The sequence below is a fragment of the Pseudomonas sp. WSY_20 genome (genome assembly GCF_043104335.1).
GTDB classification, from domain to species: domain Bacteria; phylum Pseudomonadota; class Gammaproteobacteria; order Pseudomonadales; family Pseudomonadaceae; genus Aquipseudomonas; species Aquipseudomonas parafulva_B.
On the sequence record NZ_JBICKP010000030.1, the window covers coordinates 188860 to 208950 of the forward strand.

The window sequence follows — 20091 nt, forward strand, 5'->3', positions numbered from 1 at the left end:
ATGTGCCCGGCACCGGGCGAGCCCGCACCGCCCTGGACACTGGCATACTTCGCCACCCACCGCCGTAGGAATTGGTCATGCTTCGATCCATTGTTCTAGGTTTTTGCCTACTGCCGATGTTGGCCGTGGCCAACACCGATGATCAGGACCTCGCCTACAGCCTGGGCGCCAGCCTGGGTGAACGGCTGCGACACGAAATGCCAGGGCTACAGCTCGATGCGCTCATTGAGGGCTTGCGCCAGTCGTACCAGCAACAGCCCTTGAAGTTGAGCCAGGCCCGCATGCAGTCGCTGCTCGAACAGCACCAACCGCAGCAGCAAGACGCTGTGCCCCAGGCGCCTGAAGCCGCAGAGGTACGTTTCATGGCCAATGAGCGGGCGCGTGCTGGTGTGCGTGAGTTGATGCAAGGCGTGCTGTACAGCGAGCTACAAGCAGGCAATGGCCCGCAGCCCAAGGCAGGCGCCAAAGTACTGGTTAATTACGTGGGGCGGTTGCCCAGCGGGGACGTGTTCGACCAAAGCCGTGAACCGCAGTGGTTCAGCCTCGACTCGGTTATCGAGGGCTGGCAGGTGGCGCTGCCGCAGATGCGGGTGGGGGCAAAATGGCGACTGGTGATTCCGTCCGCACTGGCCTATGGCGCCGACGGCGCGGGTGATTTGATCGCACCCTACACGCCGCTGGTTTTTGAAATCCAGTTGCTGCAAACCAAGGACTGAATGACCCTCAGACGGGCGCCAGGCCTTCTTCCTTGTGCGCGTTGTGCAGCACTTCGATCAGACAGTCTTCAAGCTCGAAGCGCTCATGCAACAAGCTGCCAAGCTTGCCGAGCTTCTCGGCAAAGCGCTCGGTGTCCCTGCATTGAGCCTTGACGCAGTGGTCGTTGAACGCCAGTGCAATCTGGGTAATGTCATCGATGCGTGGGCTGATCTCGCCTGCAAGGTCAAGGGCTCGGGTGTCTCCGAATGCCTTGGCCTCGCTGACCAGTTGTTCACAGATTTCGAAATGCCACGCCGAGACGTAGTCCACCAGCAACGCACAGAAGTCGCCGTTGGTGTCCTTGTCTGCAAAGGCAGGCTTGGCATCGCGCAAAGAACGATAGGCATGAACCAGTTGCTCGCGCTCGCTCAGCCAACGGTCGATCAGCGTGTTGACCCCGCCCCAGCGTTCCTGTGCATTCTGACAACTATCGAGCATGGCGATCTCTTCCCCTGTGGGCTGATGCCGCTGCTCCTCGCGTAGCGCTGCTATGGCACGAGACAGAATCAGCAGGACAGCATCAAACCTTGGATTTTCGGTATGCGTGCTCGGAGATTATTCCCACGCAAGCTGCCCTTCAAGGTACGCAGGGTAATAACTTCGTACAAGTGTTTAATAAACCGCCTGAACACCACCGGTCGTACGGCGGTTCAGCGTTGTTCGAGGTCATGGGTGACCAAGGCCTGCAGGCGACTTGCAAGTAGATGGCCAAGCGCCAACGCAGCCAGGAGCACAAAAGCCATCAGGCTCCATTCGGGTAGCGTCAAGTCCATGAAGCTCCAGGTCATGGCATTGCAATCAGGGGCCCCGGAAAACAGTTGCCGGGCAAGCTCGGTCCAGTACTGCCCGGCGTTGTGGTCGATGGCGACGGGGCACACCAGATCATCGACAACAACCCCCTGCAACCAGACATGCCTTGCGGCTACTGCAGCGCCACCCAGAGCAAAGCCAAGCGCTAGCTGGGCATAGCGGCGTTGACCTTCAGGTGTCGGCCCATGCAGCACCGCGCTTAGACACACCAGGACATACCCTGCCAGCAGCACCCGTTGCGTCAGGCACAGTAGGCACGGCAAAAGCCCAAGCGCGTCCTGCAGCTTGAATGCAGTGACCAGGGCGGTGAGCGCCACCAGGCAGGCAGGGAAGAAGAAAGTACGCAGGCGGGCCGGCAGCATGGGCAGTGGGGGTCCCGGTATCGGTGGTCGTGACTTGAAACGGTAGAGGAAACACATCCTTTGTTTCAAGGCACAACAGTCGAGACAATTCCCAGCGTTGCCTAGGAAATATCCAACTGCCGTGTAAGACGCACCTTAAGAAAATACGTCAGGATTTCTCCACCCCAAACCGAAAGATTACCTGCCCATGAAGCCCGCGGCTTCCCGCGGGCCAGGGTCAGGTCAAGCGCGAACCGTCTCCGGCAAAGGCAGCGCGAGCAAACGCTCATCGAGCAAACCAAGCCCTTCCTGGAAAAGCTGATTGCTGCGTTCGGTTTCGCCAAGGCCAGCGAGTAGACGCGCCAGCTCGGCGCAGGCTTCGGGGTTGCGCTCCATGCGCAAGCTGCTTTCCAGGTAGTCACGGGCCTTGCCCCACAACCGATTCTGCAAGCTGAGTCGACCCAGCGTCAGCAGCAGACTGGCATCCTGGGGATGGTCCTTGAGCCAAGCTTCGGCGGTCTGCAGCTGGCGCGCGGGATCTTCACCGCGCACCAGACCGTACAGCCGGGCAAGATGGCTTTCGTAGCTGCGCTTGAGCGCCGTACGCAACACCTGCTCGGCCTCGCCCTGGGCGCCGAGCTGGCGCAGTTGTTCGGCATAGGCCAGGACCAGTTGCGGCTCCTGACGCTGGGCGGAGGTCAATTGCTGCCAGGCACGCTCCAAGGCTTGGCGAGCCGTTTGCGCATCTTCGCCCCGGGTCTGTGCCAGGCTCAGGTTTTGCCCCCAGGCACGACGTTCGAGCGTGGCAAGCTCGGTAGCGGGCAGCACCTTGTTCTTGCGCAGGTCCGGCATCAGGCGAATGAGCGCAGGCCAGTCGCCGCGCTCGAGCTGCAAGCGTTGCAACAAACGCAGTACCTGAGTGTTGTGCGGATGGCGCTCCTGCATGGCCAGCAACGTCTGAAGCGCCCCGTCGTTGTCGCCACGGTCCATTTGCAGTTGGGCATGGGTCAGGGCTACGGCAAGCTCCGCCTGAGGTTGCCGCTCCAGCGCACGCTCCAGCAGACCGTCGCTTTCCTCGACACGGCCCTGCTCGTTGGCGGCCTTGGCGGCGCCAAGGTAATACATCAGCGGTTGACGTTCAGCCTCTGCGGCCCTGTGCAGATGACGCTGGGCGCTGGCCCAGCGCCCTTCTGCCAAGTCCAGCTGGCCCTGTTCGATGGCAACGCGGTTACGCCGGCTGCGGTTGCGCCGGGACCAGGGGTTGACCGCCCCGCCGGACGCCAGAACCAGGCCGACCAGAAAACGCAACACCAGCAGCGCCAGGATGACGGCCAGCAGCCCCAACAGCGCGGCCCAAAGCCCGGACTGGTAACGGAAGCTGCCATAGGAAATCATCACGTAGCCGCTGTGCTTGGCAACGGCCACGCCGAGGGCCGCCGCCACCACAATGGCCAATACCGCCAACAGGTAGACACGCTTCATGGCTTGTCTCCCTTGTCCTCGGCAGGCAGATGCCGGCGCTGGATATAGGCCTGAACGGAGGCAAGGCTTTCACTGAGATCAGGGGTCACGACCGAAACGGGTTGCTTGGCCAGTGCGTTGAGGCTGTCGAGCATGGCTTTGCTCTGCGGGTTGTCGGCGTTGAAGTTGGCCAGCAGCACGCTGCGTGCATCATCCAATGCCTGTGCATAGACCTTCGCATCACCGTTGAGCGCTGCCCATTGCGCCTGCTCCAGCGTAAGGCTCAGCGCCAGGCGCAGCTGGTTGAGCTGCTGACCGGCGAGCAACGGTTTCACATTCTCGTCGGCATTGAATTCAATCTGGAAATACTTGGATATTTCCGACCACCATTTGGCCAGGCGACTGGCGCTATCGCCGTCACTGGTCAGCGCACCCATGGCATTGGCGTCATTGTCGAATTCGGGCGACTGGGCGCTCAGTTGCTGAACGAGCTCACGCTGGGCCGCCAATTTCAGGAACAGGCCGGTGCGGTCAGGTTGCTGGGTATTGTTGAGGGTGGCGAGGCTGCGGGCCAGTTGCTCGCGCGCGGCGAAGGCGCCAGGGTCGCTTTGCTCGCGCAAAATCTCGTCCGCGCCTTCGACCAGTGCCTTGGCGCTGGTGATGTCCTGCAAGGCCGACAGCCTCAGGGTCGCCAGGCGCAACAGGTGTTCGGCTTCGGCCAGGCGCCATTCCTTGCGGCTTTCACCAAGTACGGTCTCAAGCCGCTGACTCAGACGCTGTTGATCGCCTTGGAGCTGCGCCACCAGGCGACGGCGGTCTTCAAGCTCGCTGGCTGCCGGCAGACCTGCCAACTGCGCGCTGATTTTCTGTTCGCGCTGCTGAAGTGCCTCGGCACGCTGGTTCAGCGCCTCCAGGTGCTGGCCCTGATCGAACTCGCTGCCTTGCAGTTGGTGCACTTGCCAAGCGCCCCAACCACCGATAGCGATGCCGGCAGCGCCCAACAACAGGGCCAGCGCGGCCAAGCCATTGCCGGAGCGCTTGGCGGGCATTGGGGTGACAGGCTCCGTCGGCGCCTGTGCCGATGTTTGATCCTTGTTGGACAAGACAGTCTCGCTCACGTATCCATCCTTTGCATGGGGGCGCGCCGCCTTAGAGCTTGGCGCCTGGGTCGGCAGGTGCAGCGCTGCGCTGCACGGCTGCCAGCAAGGCCGTGGCGCTGGCGCCACGGCAATCCACAACGTGTTGGGCACCTGCGGCCCGGGCCTGTTCGGCGACCCGCGGGCTCGGTACGAACACCGGCAAGCGTGCCAGCTGCGGCCATTGGCTACCAGCCAGTTGCTGCAAGTGTTCGAAACCCTGTCCACTGCTGACCACCAGGCCATTAAGGCGTTCCGCTTCGATGCGATGCAACAGGTAGCCTGCAGGGTAGGGCGGCAGGTTGCGGCGATACAGTTCCAGATAATCGACGGTAGCACCTAGCTGAGCAAGACGCTCTGCCAGCAGTTCGCGACCTCCGACACCCCGCACGATCAAGATGCGCGGCGCTGGGTTCGCCAGTACCTGTTGCAGCGCAGGCAATTCGAGCAGGGCTTCACTGTCGTCCCCGCCTGCGGGGAAGCTGACATCAAGCTGTGCATCCTGCAGCACCGCAGCTGTAGCCGCGCCTACCGTGAACCAACCCTGGGGCGGTAGGGATAGCTGCCGCTGCTCCGCTGCCGCCAGCAGCAGCCTGGCGGCCGGTTTACTGACCACGATGAACCCCTGGTAAGTGGACAGTTCCTTGAGCAATTCCAACTGCGGCCGCTGCAGCATGACAGGTTCGATTGCAAGCAAAGGCATGCAGCTGCTGGCTATGCCGGCTTCGCCCAGTGTGTGGGCAAGCGCTGCACACTCCTCGGCGGGTCGGGTCAACAGCAGGCGCCAAGGGCTCACGAATGCCCTGCCTCGCCGTAGACTTCCTTGAGAATGGCCTCAGCCCCCTGGTTGAGCAGGTCTTCGGCCACCTGCATACCGAGTGCTTCGGCTTGCAGACGAGGCGCCCTGGCCTGGGCGACCAACAGGGTACCGCCGTCTGGATGCCCTACCAGGCCGCGAAGCCACAGCTGGTCTTGTTCGAGCACGGCATAACAGGCGATCGGCACTTGGCAACCGCCGTTGAGGCGCTTGTTCAAGGCGCGCTCGGCTACCACACGATCGGCCGTATCGAGATGATGCAAAGGCGCAAGGAGCGCGTGGATCTCTGCGTCGGCGCTGCGGCACTCGATGCCGACGGCGCCTTGCCCCCCGGCAGGAAGGCTATCGTCGACGCTGATGCTGTCGGTGATTCGCGCTTCGAAGCCCAGGCGGATGAGCCCCGCTGCCGCCAGGATGATGGCGTCGTAGTCACCCGCGTCGAGCTTGGCCAGGCGTGTATTGACGTTGCCGCGCAGAAAGCGGATTTGCAAGTCGGGACGACGGGCCAGCAGTTGGGTCTGTCGACGCAGGCTCGAGGTTCCGACGATGCTGCCGGCGGGCAACGACTGGAGGCTGTCGAACCGGTTGGACACGAAGGCATCGCGCGGATCTTCACGCTCGCAGATGCAATACAGGCCAAGGCCCTCGGGAAAGTCCATGGGGACGTCTTTCATCGAGTGCACGGCAATGTCGGCTTCGTGCTCGAGCAGAGCGGTTTCCAGTTCCTTGACGAACAGCCCTTTGCCGCCGATCTTGGCCAAGGGTGCATCAAGCAGCTTGTCACCCCGACTGACCATGGGCACCAGGGAGACTTTCAGGCCAGGGTGGGCCTGTTCCAGGCGCGCCTTGACGTATTCGGCCTGCCACAGGGCCAGGGCACTTTTACGGGTGGCAATACGGATTTCGCGAGTGGACATGTAACGCCCCGAACCAGAGAAATGCTGCCGATGATAACAGCATCACCGGCGGCACTAGCAGATACGGATCAACAGCATGGCCGAAGCTGCCAATGACAGGCCCAGCGGGACGCCCCCGTGCGGCTGTCATGAGTGCTGGCGCGTCACTGGCTCAGGCGTTCAGAGGGTCTGCATCATCTTGCGCATGCCTGCTACATGGCGCCGGCTCACGGTCAGGGCATCACCGTCGAGCCCTTGAAGGTACAGTTGGAAATGCCCCAGCGGTGTACGTTGCAGGCGTTCGATCCGCTCCCGCGCAACCAGTGCATTGCGGTGGATACGCACAAAACGGTCGCCAAATTCATCCTCAAGCGCCTTGAGCGGCTCGTCGAGCAACACTTCGCCCGTTTCATGACGCAGGGTCACGTACTTGTGATCGGCGATAAAGTAGATGACCTGAGCGATAGGGATCAACTCGATGCCCTTGCGGGTTCTGGCGCTGATGTGGCTGCGAGGGCCACTGCCCTCGTGGCCTGGACGCGTGAGCGCGGCCAGCTGGCCGCGGTTTGGTCGCTCGGCCTTGCGCAGTGCCTCCCGAAGCGCCGGCCCGTCAACAGGCTTGGTCACGTAGATAAGGGAGGCTTGCTTGAAGGCATCTTCCCCATACTCGTCATCACCGGTACAGAACACGAGCGCAGGCGGCGCCTCACGCTCGCACAGTCGGGCGGCGACCTGCAGACCATCGAGGCCAGGCATTCCGATATCCAACAGGACAATGTCGGGTTTCAGGCTTTCGATCAGCGCAAGGGCCTCTTCACCATTGGTGGCACTTGGCTCCAGCACGGTATAACCCTCGAGTTCACCGAACATTAGGCTTAGGCGCTTGAGGTCTTGGGGTTCGTCATCAACGATCAGGACATTCATAATTGCGCTGGATTCCTGAGTGAGTCTCGCACGGTTAAAAGCGTAGACAGCTGTGTTTGAAGCGACGCTGCGTGTCACGCTCTAGACCGGTGCGATAGCCAAAGATTCACTGTGGCTGGCAGATTAGCTGCCCGCCTCTGTCAAACTGTAGACGGTCCATGGAACACTGCCGTTCAATCCGTAAAATCTCCGTTGCCTACAGCGCGCTATGCCTTTTCCTCGCGCCCACCCTGCAGGCGCCCTGCGGCACTGGGCCTAACCCTGTTATCATCGCGGCAATTTTTCGTTCACGCCTGTAATGAGTGAAACCATGAGCACTGACAAGACCAATCAGTCCTGGGGCGGCCGCTTCAGTGAACCCGTAGACGCCTTCGTCGCCCGTTTCACGGCCTCGGTCGATTTCGACAAGCGCCTGTACCGCCACGACATCATGGGCTCCATCGCTCATGCCACCATGCTGGCGCAAGTCGGTGTGCTCAGCGATGCCGAGCGCGACACCATCATCGATGGGCTCAAGACCATCCAGGGCGAAATCGAGGCTGGCACCTTCGACTGGCGTGTCGACCTGGAAGATGTGCACATGAACATCGAAGCGCGCCTGACCGACCGCATTGGTATCACCGGCAAGAAACTGCACACCGGCCGTAGCCGCAATGACCAGGTCGCGACCGACATTCGTCTATGGCTGCGTGACGAAATCGACCTGATTCTGGCCGAAATCACCCGCCTGCAAGAAGGGCTGCTGGAACAGGCCGAACGCGAAGCCGAAACCATCATGCCTGGCTTCACGCACCTGCAGACGGCGCAGCCGGTGACCTTCGGCCACCACCTGCTGGCCTGGTTCGAAATGCTCAGCCGCGACCATGAACGCCTGGTCGACTGCCGCAAGCGTACCAACCGGATGCCATTGGGCAGTGCTGCGCTGGCCGGCACGACCTACCCCATCGACCGTGAGCTGACCTGCAAGCTGCTGGGCTTCGAAGCCGTGGCAGGCAACTCACTGGACGGCGTGTCGGACCGTGACTTCGCCATTGAATTCTGCGCCGCCGCCAGTGTGGCGATGATGCACCTCTCGCGCTTCTCCGAAGAACTGGTGCTGTGGACCAGTGCCCAGTTCCAGTTCATTGACCTGCCCGACCGATTCTGCACCGGCAGCTCGATCATGCCGCAGAAAAAGAACCCGGACGTGCCCGAGCTGGTGCGTGGCAAGAGCGGGCGCGTCTTCGGTGCACTGACTGGTTTGCTGACCCTGATGAAAGGCCAGCCGCTGGCCTACAACAAGGACAACCAGGAAGACAAGGAACCGCTGTTCGATGCCGCAGACACGCTGCGCGATTCGCTGCGTGCCTTCGCCGACATGATCCCGGCCATCAAACCCAAGCATGCCATCATGCGCGAGGCCGCCTTGCGCGGGTTCTCGACCGCAACGGACCTAGCCGACTACCTGGTGCGCCGTGGCCTGCCGTTCCGTGACTGTCACGAAATCGTGGGCCACGCGGTGAAGTACGGGGTCGATAGCGGCAAGGACCTGGCAGAGATGAGCCTGGAAGAGCTGCGTCAATTCAGTGACCAGATCGAACAGGACGTATTCGCCGTCCTTACGCTGGAAGGCTCGGTAAATGCCCGTGATCACATCGGTGGTACGGCACCGGCGCAGGTACGTGCAGCGGTGGCGCGCGGCAAGGCGTTGCTGGCCGCACGCTAACGGCGCTGAGTGACGGGGCGGGGGCTACCCTGCCCCGTCGCTTTGCCAAAAATATTCAGATTGTTAGGGGCTGTAACACAAGCCCCCATCTGGTCGGACTAGCCCGCCGCCTCAGCGCCTGTTGCGCATCATTTCCAGGAAGGACGGCATTGCCGCTTCCTTGTCTGCGACGATTTTCGCCATGTGGGGGTTCTGCCCCATTAGTTCGAGCAATGCCTTGGCCTGAGGGAAATCTTCAAGGAAGTCGATGTTGAGCACTTTCTTGCCTACGGCGCATGCCAGGTCGACCGAGAAGCAGAACATCAGGTCGGCCAGGGTCAATTGCTCGCCTGCCACGTAAGGTGCAAAACGCCCGTTGCGCTTGAGCGTGGCGAAACCTGCCAGAAGCTCGGTGCGCGCCTTTTCCTTGACCAAGGGTTCCACGGGCATGCCAAAGAATGCTTCGGCGTAGCATGTACGCGCAGGGAGCTCGATGTACAGCTCGATCTCCTTGACCAACTCATGCACCTTCGCCTTTGCGTACGGAGCAGCGGGAAGCAGCGCCTTGCCGCCCTGGGTCTGCTCGATGTAGTCGAGGATCACCGTGGTTTCGCTGAGAAAGCCGTGCTCGGTCTGCAGTACCGGCACCTTGCCCCGTGGGCTGACTTCCAGCACCTGAGGCGTCTGACCGCTGAAGAACAGGACTTCTTCGAAAGGCGCGCCCTTTTCCAACAAGGCCAATTTGACCATGTTGTAGTAGTTGCTGACAGGGAATCCGTGGAGCTTGAGCATGGTTCGACAGCCTCCGGGCCGTATGGGAATGGCAGGGCTTTTATAGCCCTTTTGGCCATCGGCTGACCAGCGTCATGCACCCGGTCAATGACCAGGCATTGCCACCACGGACGTGGCAAACTGTAGCGCCCACGACAGGAGTAATCCCATGAGCGAGCCCACCGATATCGACAATGACGATGAAGCGTTCGCCGAAGCCACGCTGACCCAGGCCATTGAAAACCAAATTGAAAGCGGCGAGCCGGCTGCGGCGAAGGCTACGTTCAACAAGCTGACACTGGTCGGGTATGAGCGCGAGGATATCCTCAACCTGATGGCCCACGTGCTGGCCTTCGAGATCGACAACATGCTGGCGCAGGACCGAGCCTTCGACAGCCAGTGGTATGAAAACGCCTTGCGCGCGCTACCCGAACTGCCTCCTGAGATGGATCAAGGCGACGACGAATAACCCGGCTACACTCCAGATTCAGGCACCCCCGCGGTGCCGCTATCCTCGTCTGGAAGTCAGGAGTCGCCATGTCCTTTTCACCCGAACTGATCGCTGAACTGGAAGTGCTTGCACTGTTCAATCTCGACAGCAGCCAGGAAGGCATCAAGATTCACAACACCGCATCCCCGACGCTCATCGCCGCCGCGCAGCGGCTGCACGAAAAAGGCCTGACCGATCAACCCGACGGGGGCTACCTGACCAGCCTGGGTCACGACGCGGTCGAAAGTGTTCAGTTGCTGCAGAACATTCTGAGAGCGCCCCAGCCGGCCTGACCTTGTGATTGACTGGGGCTGCGCTGCAGCCCCTGCTGTACATTGGCCGCGGAACACTCATTCACAAACCGTAAACTCTGTTTTCTCGGCTGCGCGCGCCTTGCCTGACCCTTGTCTCGATACTTTTACACAGACTCTATTTACCCCTCAGTGCTCCATGGGACGCTTCCAACCGCCTCCAAGCGCCAGAAACACGCCAACCTGCCCCATTGCAACCTGGCTGTTCGCAGCCGCCAACTGCGCACGCATGTCGGTATAGGTCCGCGTCGCCTGCAAGTCCGCCAGAAATGACTCACGCCCGGCCTGGTAGTACCGGTGCGTCTGGTCGGCCGCTTCCCGAGCAGACTTCTCTGCCTCGGCCAGTGCATCGCGCCGGTCCAGCAGTGCGCTGTATTGAGCCAGCCTTGTCTGGGTTTCGCGTATGGCATTGAGTACCACACCATCGAAATTCGCCAAGGCCGCCTGGGTGGACGCTTCAGCCATGCGAATGCGGGCCCGCGTGCCGTTGGTGGGGATGCTCCAGCTGATCTGCGGGCCGAAGCCCCAGCGGTTGGTCGCAGGCTCGCCCAGGTTGTCCAGGATGCCGATGGTCCCGACCTGCGCGCCGATGCTGATCTGTGGATAAAGCGCGCCGGTCGCTACACCGATATTGGCGGTGGCAGCCGCCAATTGGCGCTCTGCCTGGCGTACGTCGGGGCGACGTTTGAGCAACGCGGCGCCATCGCCCACCGGCACTAACTGAGTCAGCTGCGGCAGTTCAGAGCAATCGGCAGTTCCTGCTGGCAGCTTCTGCATGGGGACCGCCAGCAATGCGGCCAGGGTATACAGGCCTGTCTCACGTTCGGCCTTGAATCGCGGCAGCTCGGCGCCCAAAGACTTGAACTGGGTTTGCGACCGCGTCACCTGAGTTTCATCACCACGCCCCGCATCGCGCAGGCGCTGGCTGAGCTTGACGCTTTGCGCCTGTAAATCGAGCGACTCACGGGCAATGTGGTATTCCTCGTTGGCCGAGCACACCTGGGTGTAGGCCTTGACTACATCCGCCACCAGCGTGATCCGCGCCGTGTCCGCTGCGGCCTGTACCGCATCGGCATTGGCCCTGGCAGCCTCCGTACCACGTTTGAAGGTGCCCCACAGGTCGAACTGGTAGGACGCGCTGATGATCGCCTCGCCGATGTTCGCCACAGGCACCTTCTCGGGCTGCAAGAAAGCCTCCCCAGACTCCTGCAGGCGCTGGGCACCTAGCTTCACTCCACCGTCGAAGCCCCCTTGAGACTCAGCAATGTCGACCTGCGCACGCGCCTTGGCGATGTTCGCCGCAGCCACGCGCAACTCGGTATTGGCACTCAGGGCCTGGCGTACCAGCGCGTTCAACCGCGGGTCGTGATACAACTGCCACCAATCTTCCGGCACCGGTGCCGACACCACGCTGTCGGCATCTTGGCGCAGGGGGCCGTTGAGGTCAGTGCGCTGGATTGCCGCTTCTTTGGGCAGCTCGTAGTCTGGCCCGACCGTCATGCAGGCGCCGAGCGACAGGCATAGCCCTGCGAGCATCAGCCGTTTCATGGGTGCATGTCCTCGACGATCGAGACGGTGGCGGTTCGCCCGGCAATCATGCGGAAATCCTGCGGGACTTCGTCAAAGGCGATCCGCACCGGAATCCGCTGGGCCAGCCTCACCCAGCTGAAGGCAGGGTTGACGTTGGGCAGCAGGTTGGTGCCGCTGCTGCGGTCGCGGTCCTCGATGCCGGCTGCAAAGCTTTCCACATGCCCGCGCAGGCGGGTGTTGTCGCCCATCACACGAATATCCACCACGTCCCCGATGTGAATGCCCCCCAGCTTGGTTTCCTCGAAGTAGCCATCGACGTGATAAGAGGCACTGTCGACCACCGACAGCACCGGTCGCCCGGCGGTTACGAACTCATGGTTGCGCGGCGCGCGATCGTTGAGATAACCGTCCACGGGGCTGCGCACCACCGAGCGATCCAGGTTCAACTGGGCACTGTCGACAGCCACCTGCGCCTCACTGACCGCCGAGCGGGCGCGCGCTTGGCGCGACTGGCTTTCTTCGAGCTGTTCGGCCGCGACCAGGTTGCCCAACTTACGATTACGGTTCACCTCCCGCGAGGCCTGGGCCAAAGTTTCCTGACGCTCGCCGAGCGTGGCCTTGGCCTGACGCAGCGCCAGGGTGAAACGGTCCTGGTCGATGGTGAACAGCACATCGCCACGCTTGACGGTCTGGTTGTCGCGCACCTCGACCTTCTGGATCAACCCGGATACGTCCGGGGCGATCTGGATCACATCGGCGCGAATGTGGCCATCGCGCGTCCAGGGTGCGAACAGGTAGTACACAACCATCTGCCAGACGAGTACGGCGGCAAATGTCACGACCAACAGGGTAAGGACCACACGGCCCAGGGTCAGCAAAGGTTTTTTCATGGCAGCATCAGGCTTCGACAGAAGTGGTCCACCGCACCGAGCAGCACGGCGTAGAGGGCAACGTTGAACAATGCCCGGTGCCAGACCAGGCGATAGAAGTGCACACGCACCAGTACGGCGTGGACACCCAGAAACAGCAGGTAGGTTCCAATCATCATCACCAGCAGCGTGGGCAGGAATACCCCACTGATATCCAGTTCACCGATCACAGGGGTGCTCCATCCAGGCCAGACGGTAGTTGCAGTTGCTCCGCAGGCTCGAGCATGACCTCGACGCCTGGCAGCAGCGCCAGGCGCAGGCCAGCCAGCGCATGCAACAAATGCGGGCGGGCGTCGAGGCGTTCGCAGGGCTCATCGAGACTGAGCGCCAGCCGGGCCCTTTCCATGTTGCGCAAGAGTGCAGGTGGCGCGTGCAGCCGCTCACCGGCGCGCAGGCAGGCCGCGTAATGGGCACCCACTTCAGCGACCACCAAGGCCAGTCGTTCACGGGCGACCTGACCGGCACGCGGCATGTACGCCAGCAAGTCGAGCAGGTTCAGCCCAACACGCAAGTCCCGTAGCGCCACGCTGCTGTCCTGGCCGGTTTGCGACAGGCGAGGTAAATGCTGCATCAAACGATCGAGCATTTTTACACCCACCTTGCGATGCTCGGCCAAGGTTGCGTGCTCGGTCACCTCGACGATGTCGCGCCAGGCGAAACGGGTCATGCGCTTGGCAGCCAGCTCCACACCGAAGGGGCGCATGACCAGGGTCCAGATGAACGCGAAGAGCAGGCCAACCGGGCCGGCGAGGTTGGAATTGAGGAAGGTGAAGAAATCGGCGTCGTAGGCACCCTGGATGCTGATGAAGGTCGAGGTGTTGACGATGGTCAGCAATGTCCCTAAGTAAAAGCGTGGCTGTACTGTCAACGTGCCGATGCAGATGAAAGGCACGGCGAAGGCCAGTACCAGCATCGGGAAGTCATGCAGGTTGGGCAGCACGAGGAACAAATACAGGCTCGAGAAAATGACCGACAGCAGGGTCCAGAAGAAAAAACGGTAGATCTGTGGGGCCGGGTCGTCCATCGCCGCGAAGAAGCTGCATGAGACGGCCGCCAGGATCACCGCACTGGCGCCATCATTCCAGCCCAGGCCGATCCACAGGCCGCAGGCAACGATGATGGCCAGGACGGTGGAGGTGACCGAGTAGAGCATCAGGCCCCGGTCGAAGAATGGCCGCAAGCGTGCCAGGCGCCAGTGCCGGTAAACGGCGCGCCAGGGGGTGGCGTCGTCGGTACGCAGAGCATGCTGCAAGGTACAGCAGTCCTGCCACAGGTCTACCCATTCGGTGAGCCGATAGAGCGCGTTGGACAGCAACAGCTCGGCCCGTTGGTCCAGTGCAGCCGCATCCGGGCGCAGATCGTCGATCCTTTGATGCAGAGCTGCCCACCGCTGGACAGAGGGGCTGTCTGCGGTGCCCTTGAGCCATTCACGTGCAGCATCGAGCACAGGCAGGATGTGTTCAAATTGCTGCGCAGCGCGCCCTTGCAAGGCCGCCAATGCATCGTCCAGCGCGTCGATGACCGGCAGCAGGTGGATCATGCGCCCACGTAGCTCGCGGGCGTTTTGCAAGGTATGGGGGCCGGTACCTTCATGGCCGAGCTGGCCGATCATCAACTCCAGTGAGTTGAAGGTCGCCACCATCGCCCCGCGCATGCCACCGACATCGACCGCGCTCTGCTGCCGGGCAAGATAGCTGTCGCTGTAGCGAATGGCATCGTTGAACCAGTTGCCTGTCGCCCCTACCACCACGGGCGCCAGCCGTCGTGGCCAGAAAATGGCCCCGACCACGGCTGCGCAGACGATCCCCAGGCAGATTTCCTGGGCCCGCGAGGAAGCCACGTCGAACACGGCCAATGGGTTATCGACCACTGCCAGGGCGATCATCGGCAAGGTATACCCGGCCAGCATGAACACGTAGTTGTTGGCCGTGCGCACATTCAGCGAGAGGAACAGCAACGTCCCCGTCCACAGGGCCACTGCGATGCTCAGCAGCAGCGGCGACTGCACCAGGGGCGGTACCAGCAGCACTGCCCCAGCGGCGCCCAGCAAGGTGCCCAGGGCGCGGTACAACGCCTTGGAGCTGGTAGGCCCCAGGAAGGGGCTGGAAACGATATAGACGGTCGCCATGGCCCAGTACGGACGCGGCAACTGCATGAGCAGGGCGATATACAGCGCGATCATGGAGGCGGCGAATGTGCGCACGCCGTAGAACCAATCGCGCGCCGGTGGCACCGAGCTGAAGAAGCCGTTCATGCGACCCCGCCCGTGCTGCCCAGCCCGGCTGCTTCGAATGCGCGCAGTACACGCAGCGTGGCCTGCAGGTCTTCTGGATCGAGCCGACTCAGCACATCACCGCGCACCCTCACCAACTCCGCCTCGATGGCCTCGGCCAGCACGCGCCCTTCAGCCGTAAGGCTCAGGGCCTTGGCGCGCCTGTCCATCGGATCTTCGCTACGCAACACCAACCCGGCCCTGCACAGCTGGTCGAGCAGGCGCACCAGGGACGGGCTTTCCAGCCCGGCCGCCTGGGCGACCGCCACCTGGTGCACGCCATCGCCCAGGCGCACGATCATCAGCAGTGGCGCGGCACAGGCTTCGGAAATGCCGTAGCCGGTCAGTGCCATGTGGCAGATGCGGCGCCAGTGCCGAGCGGCAACGACCAGGCCACTGCTGACCTGAAGACGCAGAAGATCAAGGGACATGGGAATCACATATATTCATAGTTTGCTAACTATCAATATACGCCTGATGCTCCCCCTTCCGTCAACCGGGGGCGACGAAGCGCCTGCATGAAATCTTGTTCACACGGCCAGGCCAACCGCTACCCACTCTATTACTTCAAGGCTGAACCTGATCTTCCAGCTTCATGGTCAGGGCCAAGGTACTGCCCATCTGCACGGCGCGATCGCGCCATTGCTGATAGCGCTCCTGATCGCGTCGACTGAAGTGCACGGCCAGTTCTTCTGCCGCCTGCACCACACCCGCAGCGGCCGCCAGTTCGAGCCAGTACAATGCCGGCTTGAGCTCCGGTTGCACATGCAGGCCGTGAATCAGCCGGTAGCCAACCTCGAAACGACAGCGTGCCTCACCCTGTTCGGCACCCTGCAGGAACCATCGGTAGGCCAGCTGCGGATCGACCTGCCATTGCATACGGCCATCGCACACTTCTTCTTCGTACAAGTCTCCCAGCGCAGCGGCCGCATGCGACATGCCTCGCTCGAACGCCTGGCGGTAGCATTCGGCGGCCTGCGTGTAGGAACGATCCACACCTTTGCCGAAGTAGTGCTGCTGCCCCAGGTTGAACCAGGCCACGGCACTGCCCTGCAATGCCGCCATGCGCAGAAGGTGCCCGGCCAACACCGTATCAGCACGCCAGTACTTGCCATTGAGCCAGATCCAACCCAGGTCGTTCAGCGCTGCCACATTCCCCTGCAGGGCTTGCAGGCGCAGATCCTGGTAGACCGCTTGCAGGTCACTGGCTTCGTCCAGACGGCTGACCAGCATCGTCCGTTGACTGGGCATGCCGACACCTGCAAACAGCCGCTGGCGTCGGGCGACAGCGGGCGAAACGATCACCTGTGCCGGAAGCAGGCGGGCGAGCAGCGAATGGATATTGCCGACAGCAGACATGTTCATCCTCATTGAACGACGCACAACCTCAACCTTCGGCTGTGATGAGGCGTGATTCTGCGCAACAGGACGTCAAAACCTGTCGCGAACGATTCGGATGCAGGCAACCAAACGTCACTTACTTGATCTGAGCGGTCCGTGGCCAATTGCCATGCCCCTCGCGTGCCGCCATCCTAGAGCGGCAAGCCTAGACAAGGACGTTACCTTTTGCCGTTCGCCACCACTCGCGCCACCCTCAGCCGTCAGTGGGCGCTGCTGCGCCAGCTACCGGGCCGTTCTCCAGGCCTCACCAGTTCCGAGCTGGCTTGTCGGCTACGAGACCTGGGCTTTACCGTCAGCAAGCGAACCGTAGAGCGCGACCTCAATGACCTGTCGTTGATCTTCCCGCTGGAGCGCAACGACAAGAGCATTCCCTACGGGTGGCACTGGGCCGCGGGCGTTGTGAGCGAGCTGCGCGGCACCACCGATCTGCTGGCGCATCTCAAAGGAGAAGCGCTGCAAGCGCCACCGGGCGAAGGCATTGAATTGGTGGCGCGCATCAGTGACCCACTGGCGCGCCAGCTCAGAGAGGCTCCACTGAGCAGCGACATGCAGTTGACCGCCCATGACCAGGGGCATCGGCTGCGGGCCACGGTGAGCGACGGGAGCTCGTTGCGCTGGTGGCTTTTGAGCCGTGGGGACGAACTGGTGGTCGAGCAGCCTGCGCAGTTGCGCGAAGAGATCGGCAAGATTCTCAGCAACGCCGCAGCCCAGTATCTAACACCATGACCAGGGACGCTCGCATTGGCCTTGGCCAATGCGATCGGCCAACGCCGGCGCTTGCAAGCTCAGCGCTGCATGCCCCAGCGCTTGACCGTCAGGCGCTCCAGGGTGTTGAAGACTAGCCCCTCAACCAGCAGCCCGATCAGGATGACCACCGCAAGGCCTGCGAACACCTTGTCGGTATAGAGTTCGTTGCGGTTCTGAAAGATGTACCAACCCAGGCCACCTTTGCCGCTGCTGGCACCAAAGACCAGTTCTGCGGCAATCAGCGTGCGCCAGGCGAACGCCCAGCCGATCTTGAGCCCGGACAGAATCGAGGGCAACGCCGCCGGCACCAGGATGTGCATCACCAGCCGTAGCCCTTTGAGGCCATAGTTGCGCCCGGCCATGCGCAGGGTGTCGGAAACACCCTGGAACCCTGCATAGGTATTGAGCGCAAGGGCCCAGAGCACCGAATGCACCAGGACGAAGATCAGGCTGTTGTCGCCTAGCCCGAACCACAGCAAGGCCAATGGCAACAGGGCGATGGCAGGCAGGGGGTTGAACATCGAGGTCAAGGTGCTCAGCAGGTCGCGCCCAAGCTGGGTGGAGACGGCCAGGCTGGTGAGACCAAAGGCCAGGATAATCCCTAGCAGGTAGCCCTTGAGCAAGATCACCAGCGACACGCCGACCTTGGCCGGCAGCTCTCCACTGACCAGGCCTTCCCACAGCGCGGCAGCTGTCTGCAGGAAGGTCGGTAGCAGCAGGTCGTTGTCCTGATAACGGGCGACGGCTTCCCACAGCAATGCGATAACTATCAGGATGACGGCCTTGCGCAGCCAACCGTGCTGCCAGAGGCGCTGACTCAACGACAGGTCGCGTTCCACAGGCACGCTGAGCAATGGCTCCAGCTGCACCTCGTATTCCTGGCGCACAGGGGTTGTGGTCATGGCTCAAGCTCCTGATCAGTAGGCAATGCGGATGTCGTTGAAACCAATGTCATCGACTTGAGCGGGGTCGGCCGCTTCATCGAACAGCAAACGGTGTATGCGCCGGGCACTGGCCTGGAAATCGCTGCCCCCCAGGCTGCCCAGGTGATATTGGTGGCTGTGCACCTCGGCGCGTACCCGGCCGGGGTGAGGCGTGAGCAGCAAGATGCGGTTGCCCACCACCAAGGCCTCTTCGATGGAGTGGGTGACGAACAGCAAGGTGAAGCGTACTTCCTCCCACAGCAGCAGCAACTCTTCCTGCATCTTGCGCCGGGTAAGTGCATCGAGTGCGGCGAACGGTTCGTCCATCAGCAATATCTTCGGCTGCGTGGCCAAGGCCCTGGCAATCGCCACGCGCGCTTTCATGCCGCCTGATAGCGTATGCGGGTAGGCATCGGCAAAGGCTGCAAGACCGACTTTCTCCAGGTAGTGAAGCGCCCGCTCTTCAGCATCGGCCCGCTTCAATTGGCCCGATACCAACAGTGGAAACATGACGTTGTGCTTCACCGTCTTCCAAGGCGGCAACTGGTCGAATTCCTGGAACACCACGATGCGGTCCGGTCCCGGGCCGCTGACGGGTTGCCCCTGAAGCAGGATCTGTCCTTCACGGGGTTCGATGAAGCCGGCCACGGCTTTGAGCAAGGTTGACTTGCCACAACCGGATGGCCCCAGCAGGACGAAGCGATCAGCCTGATCCACCTCGAAACTGACCTGATGGGTAGCGCGTACCACCCGTTGCCGGGTGCGGTATTCAAGGGTAAGGCCCTGCACGTTCAACAACGGCGGTGCTATAGGATGGCTCAAGGTGCTGACCGTGTGGCCTGGCAATGGCGCAGTCATGGCTCAGCTCCCCTGCAGCGGATGTTCATCCTGGAAGAAATAATCCTTCCACGACGCTGGCTTGTGCTTGATCGCGCCGACCCTGTAGAGAAATTCGGCGAGCTTGTAGGTGTTCTTTGGCGTGACGGTAAATTCGTACCGAGGGTTGTCGATCAGCTTGATGAGGCTTGCGCGGTCGATCTTAGCGTTGGTCACCCGGATGTAGGTATCGGCGGCTGCCGCCTTGTCGTTCTGGGCAAACGTGGCCGCTTCGGCGATGGCATCGACGAAGGCTCTGTACGTCTTGGGGTTGTCCTTGCGGAATTTTTCGGTGGCAAACAGCAGCGTGGGCGAATTCGGCCCAAGCAAGTCGTAGCTGTCGAGCACGATGTGCACGTTCTTGTTGGCCAGCGCCTGATCCTGGAACGGCGGGTTTGAGAAGTGCCCGTTGAGTTCGGTACCGCCTGCCAGCAAGGCGGCCGTCGCATCAGGATGAGGAACCGCCAGGGTGTACTTGTCCAGGCGGTTGTATTGCTCGTCTCCCCATTGCTGCGCCGCGGCGTATTGCAGCAAGCGCGACTGCACGGACACCCCCACCGCCGGCACGGCGATGCGGTCCTTGTCGGAAAGATCCGCAATGGTCTTCACAGCCGGATTGCTGCTGACCAGGTAATACGGGAAGTTGCCCAGCGAAGCCACGGCCTTGACGTTCTGTCGCCCTCGGGTTCGATCCCAGACGGTGAGCAGCGGGCCTACGCCAGCACCTGCGATATCCACCGAGCCGGACAGCAATGCGTCGTTGATGGCCGAGCCACCGGAAAGCTGTGCCCACTCGACGTCGATGTCGATGCCTTGCGCCTTGCCGTGCTTTTCGATCAGGTGCTGGTCACGCACCACATTGAGCAGCAGGTAGACGATGCCGAACTGTTCGGCGATACGAATCTTGCCTTCTGCCTGGGCGGCGGCGGGGGCCACGAGGCTGCCAATAACGAGGCTTGCGCCCAGCCCGATGCTTGCCGCCAGGCGGCTGATGGATTTGCGCATGATGGAATCCT

General features: G+C 61.9%; 22 protein-coding genes. 5 read left to right on the forward strand and 17 right to left on the reverse strand.

Annotated features, from left to right (window positions below):
* The first annotated feature begins 77 nt into the window (after positions 1–77).
* Entirely contained in the window at positions 78–716 is a 639-nt protein-coding gene (locus ACF8E5_RS09385; protein ID WP_196185966.1) for an FKBP-type peptidyl-prolyl cis-trans isomerase, read from the forward strand.
* 7 nt (positions 717–723) lie between these two features.
* On the opposite strand, the gene rsd is transcribed toward ACF8E5_RS09385, so the two are convergent.
* The 7 genes from rsd to ACF8E5_RS09420 all read right to left on the reverse strand — a co-directional run bounded on the left by rsd (position 724) and on the right by ACF8E5_RS09420 (position 7141).
* Entirely contained in the window at positions 724–1194 is a 471-nt protein-coding gene (gene rsd, locus ACF8E5_RS09390) for a sigma D regulator (protein WP_144966069.1), read from the reverse strand.
* Between the two features lie 212 nt (positions 1195–1406).
* The gene (locus ACF8E5_RS09395; RefSeq protein ID WP_197844572.1) at positions 1407–1928 is read right to left on the reverse strand and encodes a disulfide bond formation protein B; all 522 of its coding nucleotides are present in this window, start codon (positions 1926–1928) and stop codon (positions 1407–1409) included.
* 222 nt (positions 1929–2150) lie between these two features.
* Entirely contained in the window at positions 2151–3389 is a 1239-nt protein-coding gene (locus tag ACF8E5_RS09400; protein WP_058604684.1) for a heme biosynthesis HemY N-terminal domain-containing protein, read from the reverse strand.
* The gene (locus tag ACF8E5_RS09405; RefSeq protein WP_392475189.1) at positions 3386–4486 is read right to left on the reverse strand and encodes a uroporphyrinogen-III C-methyltransferase; all 1101 of its coding nucleotides are present in this window, start codon (positions 4484–4486) and stop codon (positions 3386–3388) included. The genes ACF8E5_RS09400 and ACF8E5_RS09405 overlap by 4 nt, the downstream gene beginning before the upstream one ends.
* Positions 4487–4517: 31 nt before the next feature.
* Entirely contained in the window at positions 4518–5300 is a 783-nt protein-coding gene (locus ACF8E5_RS09410) for a uroporphyrinogen-III synthase (RefSeq protein ID WP_058637038.1), read from the reverse strand.
* Entirely contained in the window at positions 5297–6238 is a 942-nt protein-coding gene (hemC, locus tag ACF8E5_RS09415; RefSeq protein ID WP_023535732.1) for a hydroxymethylbilane synthase, read from the reverse strand. Before hemC ends, ACF8E5_RS09410 begins: the two co-directional genes overlap by 4 nt.
* Positions 6239–6397: 159 nt before the next feature.
* Entirely contained in the window at positions 6398–7141 is a 744-nt protein-coding gene (locus ACF8E5_RS09420; protein WP_058637037.1) for a LytTR family DNA-binding domain-containing protein, read from the reverse strand.
* 310 nt (positions 7142–7451) lie between these two features.
* Between ACF8E5_RS09420 and argH the strand changes: the two genes are divergently transcribed.
* Positions 7452–8846: an argininosuccinate lyase gene (argH, locus tag ACF8E5_RS09425; protein WP_058604679.1), complete on the forward strand. Its 1395-nt coding sequence runs from the start codon at positions 7452–7454 to the stop codon at positions 8844–8846.
* A gap of 111 nt (positions 8847–8957) precedes the next feature.
* Here argH and ACF8E5_RS09430 read toward each other — a convergent pair whose 3' ends face one another.
* Positions 8958–9617: a glutathione S-transferase gene (locus ACF8E5_RS09430; RefSeq protein ID WP_392475190.1), complete on the reverse strand. Its 660-nt coding sequence runs from the start codon at positions 9615–9617 to the stop codon at positions 8958–8960.
* Positions 9618–9765: 148 nt separating this feature from the next.
* Here ACF8E5_RS09430 and ACF8E5_RS09435 point away from each other — a divergent pair, with 148 nt between their 5' ends.
* Together ACF8E5_RS09435 and ACF8E5_RS09440 are read left to right on the forward strand one after the other, a co-directional pair.
* Complete coding sequence (locus ACF8E5_RS09435) at positions 9766–10065, forward strand: hypothetical protein (RefSeq protein ID WP_058637035.1); 300 nt, start codon at positions 9766–9768, stop codon at positions 10063–10065.
* 68 nt (positions 10066–10133) lie between these two features.
* A complete protein-coding gene (locus tag ACF8E5_RS09440; protein ID WP_023535777.1) occupies positions 10134–10379 on the forward strand; it encodes a TIGR02647 family protein in 246 nt (81 codons plus the stop codon).
* Between the two features lie 147 nt (positions 10380–10526).
* Here the strand turns inward: ACF8E5_RS09440 and ACF8E5_RS09445 are convergent, their stop codons facing one another.
* The 6 genes from ACF8E5_RS09445 to ACF8E5_RS09470 all read right to left on the reverse strand — a co-directional run bounded on the left by ACF8E5_RS09445 (position 10527) and on the right by ACF8E5_RS09470 (position 16487).
* Positions 10527–11945: an efflux transporter outer membrane subunit gene (locus ACF8E5_RS09445; RefSeq protein WP_392475191.1), complete on the reverse strand. Its 1419-nt coding sequence runs from the start codon at positions 11943–11945 to the stop codon at positions 10527–10529.
* Positions 11942–12817 (reverse strand): HlyD family secretion protein, encoded by an 876-nt coding sequence (locus tag ACF8E5_RS09450; RefSeq protein ID WP_058604675.1) that lies wholly within the window; start codon positions 12815–12817, stop codon positions 11942–11944. The genes ACF8E5_RS09445 and ACF8E5_RS09450 overlap by 4 nt, the downstream gene beginning before the upstream one ends.
* Positions 12814–13026 carry a DUF1656 domain-containing protein gene (locus tag ACF8E5_RS09455; RefSeq protein ID WP_023535833.1) on the reverse strand — a complete coding sequence of 71 codons (213 nt, stop codon included), beginning with the start codon at positions 13024–13026 and terminating at the stop codon, positions 12814–12816. Before ACF8E5_RS09455 ends, ACF8E5_RS09450 begins: the two co-directional genes overlap by 4 nt.
* Positions 13023–15110 carry an FUSC family protein gene (locus ACF8E5_RS09460; protein WP_392475192.1) on the reverse strand — a complete coding sequence of 696 codons (2088 nt, stop codon included), beginning with the start codon at positions 15108–15110 and terminating at the stop codon, positions 13023–13025. The genes ACF8E5_RS09455 and ACF8E5_RS09460 overlap by 4 nt, the downstream gene beginning before the upstream one ends.
* The gene (locus ACF8E5_RS09465) at positions 15107–15559 is read right to left on the reverse strand and encodes a MarR family winged helix-turn-helix transcriptional regulator (RefSeq protein WP_058604673.1); all 453 of its coding nucleotides are present in this window, start codon (positions 15557–15559) and stop codon (positions 15107–15109) included. Before ACF8E5_RS09465 ends, ACF8E5_RS09460 begins: the two co-directional genes overlap by 4 nt.
* A gap of 136 nt (positions 15560–15695) precedes the next feature.
* Entirely contained in the window at positions 15696–16487 is a 792-nt protein-coding gene (locus ACF8E5_RS09470; RefSeq protein ID WP_196185959.1) for a tetratricopeptide repeat protein, read from the reverse strand.
* A 207-nt stretch (positions 16488–16694) separates the two neighbouring features.
* Between ACF8E5_RS09470 and ACF8E5_RS09475 the strand changes: the two genes are divergently transcribed.
* Entirely contained in the window at positions 16695–17255 is a 561-nt protein-coding gene (locus ACF8E5_RS09475; RefSeq protein ID WP_058604671.1) for a WYL domain-containing protein, read from the forward strand.
* A 59-nt stretch (positions 17256–17314) separates the two neighbouring features.
* On the opposite strand, the gene ACF8E5_RS09480 is transcribed toward ACF8E5_RS09475, so the two are convergent.
* From ACF8E5_RS09480 to ACF8E5_RS09490, 3 genes are read right to left on the reverse strand one after another with little or no spacing between them, the layout of a single operon-like run.
* Positions 17315–18178 carry an ABC transporter permease gene (locus tag ACF8E5_RS09480; protein ID WP_058604670.1) on the reverse strand — a complete coding sequence of 288 codons (864 nt, stop codon included), beginning with the start codon at positions 18176–18178 and terminating at the stop codon, positions 17315–17317.
* Positions 18179–18193: 15 nt separating this feature from the next.
* A complete protein-coding gene (locus tag ACF8E5_RS09485) occupies positions 18194–19057 on the reverse strand; it encodes an ABC transporter ATP-binding protein (protein WP_145253870.1) in 864 nt (287 codons plus the stop codon).
* Positions 19058–19060: 3 nt separating this feature from the next.
* Positions 19061–20080, reverse strand: a complete 1020-nt coding sequence (locus ACF8E5_RS09490) for an ABC transporter substrate-binding protein (protein ID WP_058637030.1) — start codon at positions 20078–20080, stop codon at positions 19061–19063.
* Positions 20081–20091 lie beyond the last annotated feature (11 nt).

Bases quoted from the DNA above. Each gene is read 5' to 3' on its own strand.
- ACF8E5_RS09385 (WP_196185966.1), top strand. From the start codon at position 78: ATGCTTCGATCCATTGTTCTAGGTTTTTGCCTACTGCCGATGTTGGCC.
- rsd (WP_144966069.1), bottom strand. From the start codon at position 1,194: ATGCTCGATAGTTGTCAGAATGCACAGGAACGCTGGGGCGGGGTCAAC.
- ACF8E5_RS09395 (WP_197844572.1), bottom strand. From the start codon at position 1,928: ATGCTGCCGGCCCGCCTGCGTACTTTCTTCTTCCCTGCCTGCCTGGTG.
- ACF8E5_RS09400 (WP_058604684.1), bottom strand. From the start codon at position 3,389: ATGAAGCGTGTCTACCTGTTGGCGGTATTGGCCATTGTGGTGGCGGCG.
- hemC (WP_023535732.1), bottom strand. From the start codon at position 6,238: ATGTCCACTCGCGAAATCCGTATTGCCACCCGTAAAAGTGCCCTGGCC.
- ACF8E5_RS09420 (WP_058637037.1), bottom strand. From the start codon at position 7,141: ATGAATGTCCTGATCGTTGATGACGAACCCCAAGACCTCAAGCGCCTA.
- argH (WP_058604679.1), top strand. From the start codon at position 7,452: ATGAGCACTGACAAGACCAATCAGTCCTGGGGCGGCCGCTTCAGTGAA.
- ACF8E5_RS09430 (WP_392475190.1), bottom strand. From the start codon at position 9,617: ATGCTCAAGCTCCACGGATTCCCTGTCAGCAACTACTACAACATGGTC.
- ACF8E5_RS09435 (WP_058637035.1), top strand. From the start codon at position 9,766: ATGAGCGAGCCCACCGATATCGACAATGACGATGAAGCGTTCGCCGAA.
- ACF8E5_RS09440 (WP_023535777.1), top strand. From the start codon at position 10,134: ATGTCCTTTTCACCCGAACTGATCGCTGAACTGGAAGTGCTTGCACTG.
- ACF8E5_RS09445 (WP_392475191.1), bottom strand. From the start codon at position 11,945: ATGAAACGGCTGATGCTCGCAGGGCTATGCCTGTCGCTCGGCGCCTGC.
- ACF8E5_RS09450 (WP_058604675.1), bottom strand. From the start codon at position 12,817: ATGAAAAAACCTTTGCTGACCCTGGGCCGTGTGGTCCTTACCCTGTTG.
- ACF8E5_RS09460 (WP_392475192.1), bottom strand. From the start codon at position 15,110: ATGAACGGCTTCTTCAGCTCGGTGCCACCGGCGCGCGATTGGTTCTAC.
- ACF8E5_RS09465 (WP_058604673.1), bottom strand. From the start codon at position 15,559: ATGTCCCTTGATCTTCTGCGTCTTCAGGTCAGCAGTGGCCTGGTCGTT.
- ACF8E5_RS09470 (WP_196185959.1), bottom strand. From the start codon at position 16,487: ATGTCTGCTGTCGGCAATATCCATTCGCTGCTCGCCCGCCTGCTTCCG.
- ACF8E5_RS09480 (WP_058604670.1), bottom strand. From the start codon at position 18,178: ATGACCACAACCCCTGTGCGCCAGGAATACGAGGTGCAGCTGGAGCCA.
- ACF8E5_RS09485 (WP_145253870.1), bottom strand. From the start codon at position 19,057: ATGACTGCGCCATTGCCAGGCCACACGGTCAGCACCTTGAGCCATCCT.
- ACF8E5_RS09490 (WP_058637030.1), bottom strand. From the start codon at position 20,080: ATGCGCAAATCCATCAGCCGCCTGGCGGCAAGCATCGGGCTGGGCGCA.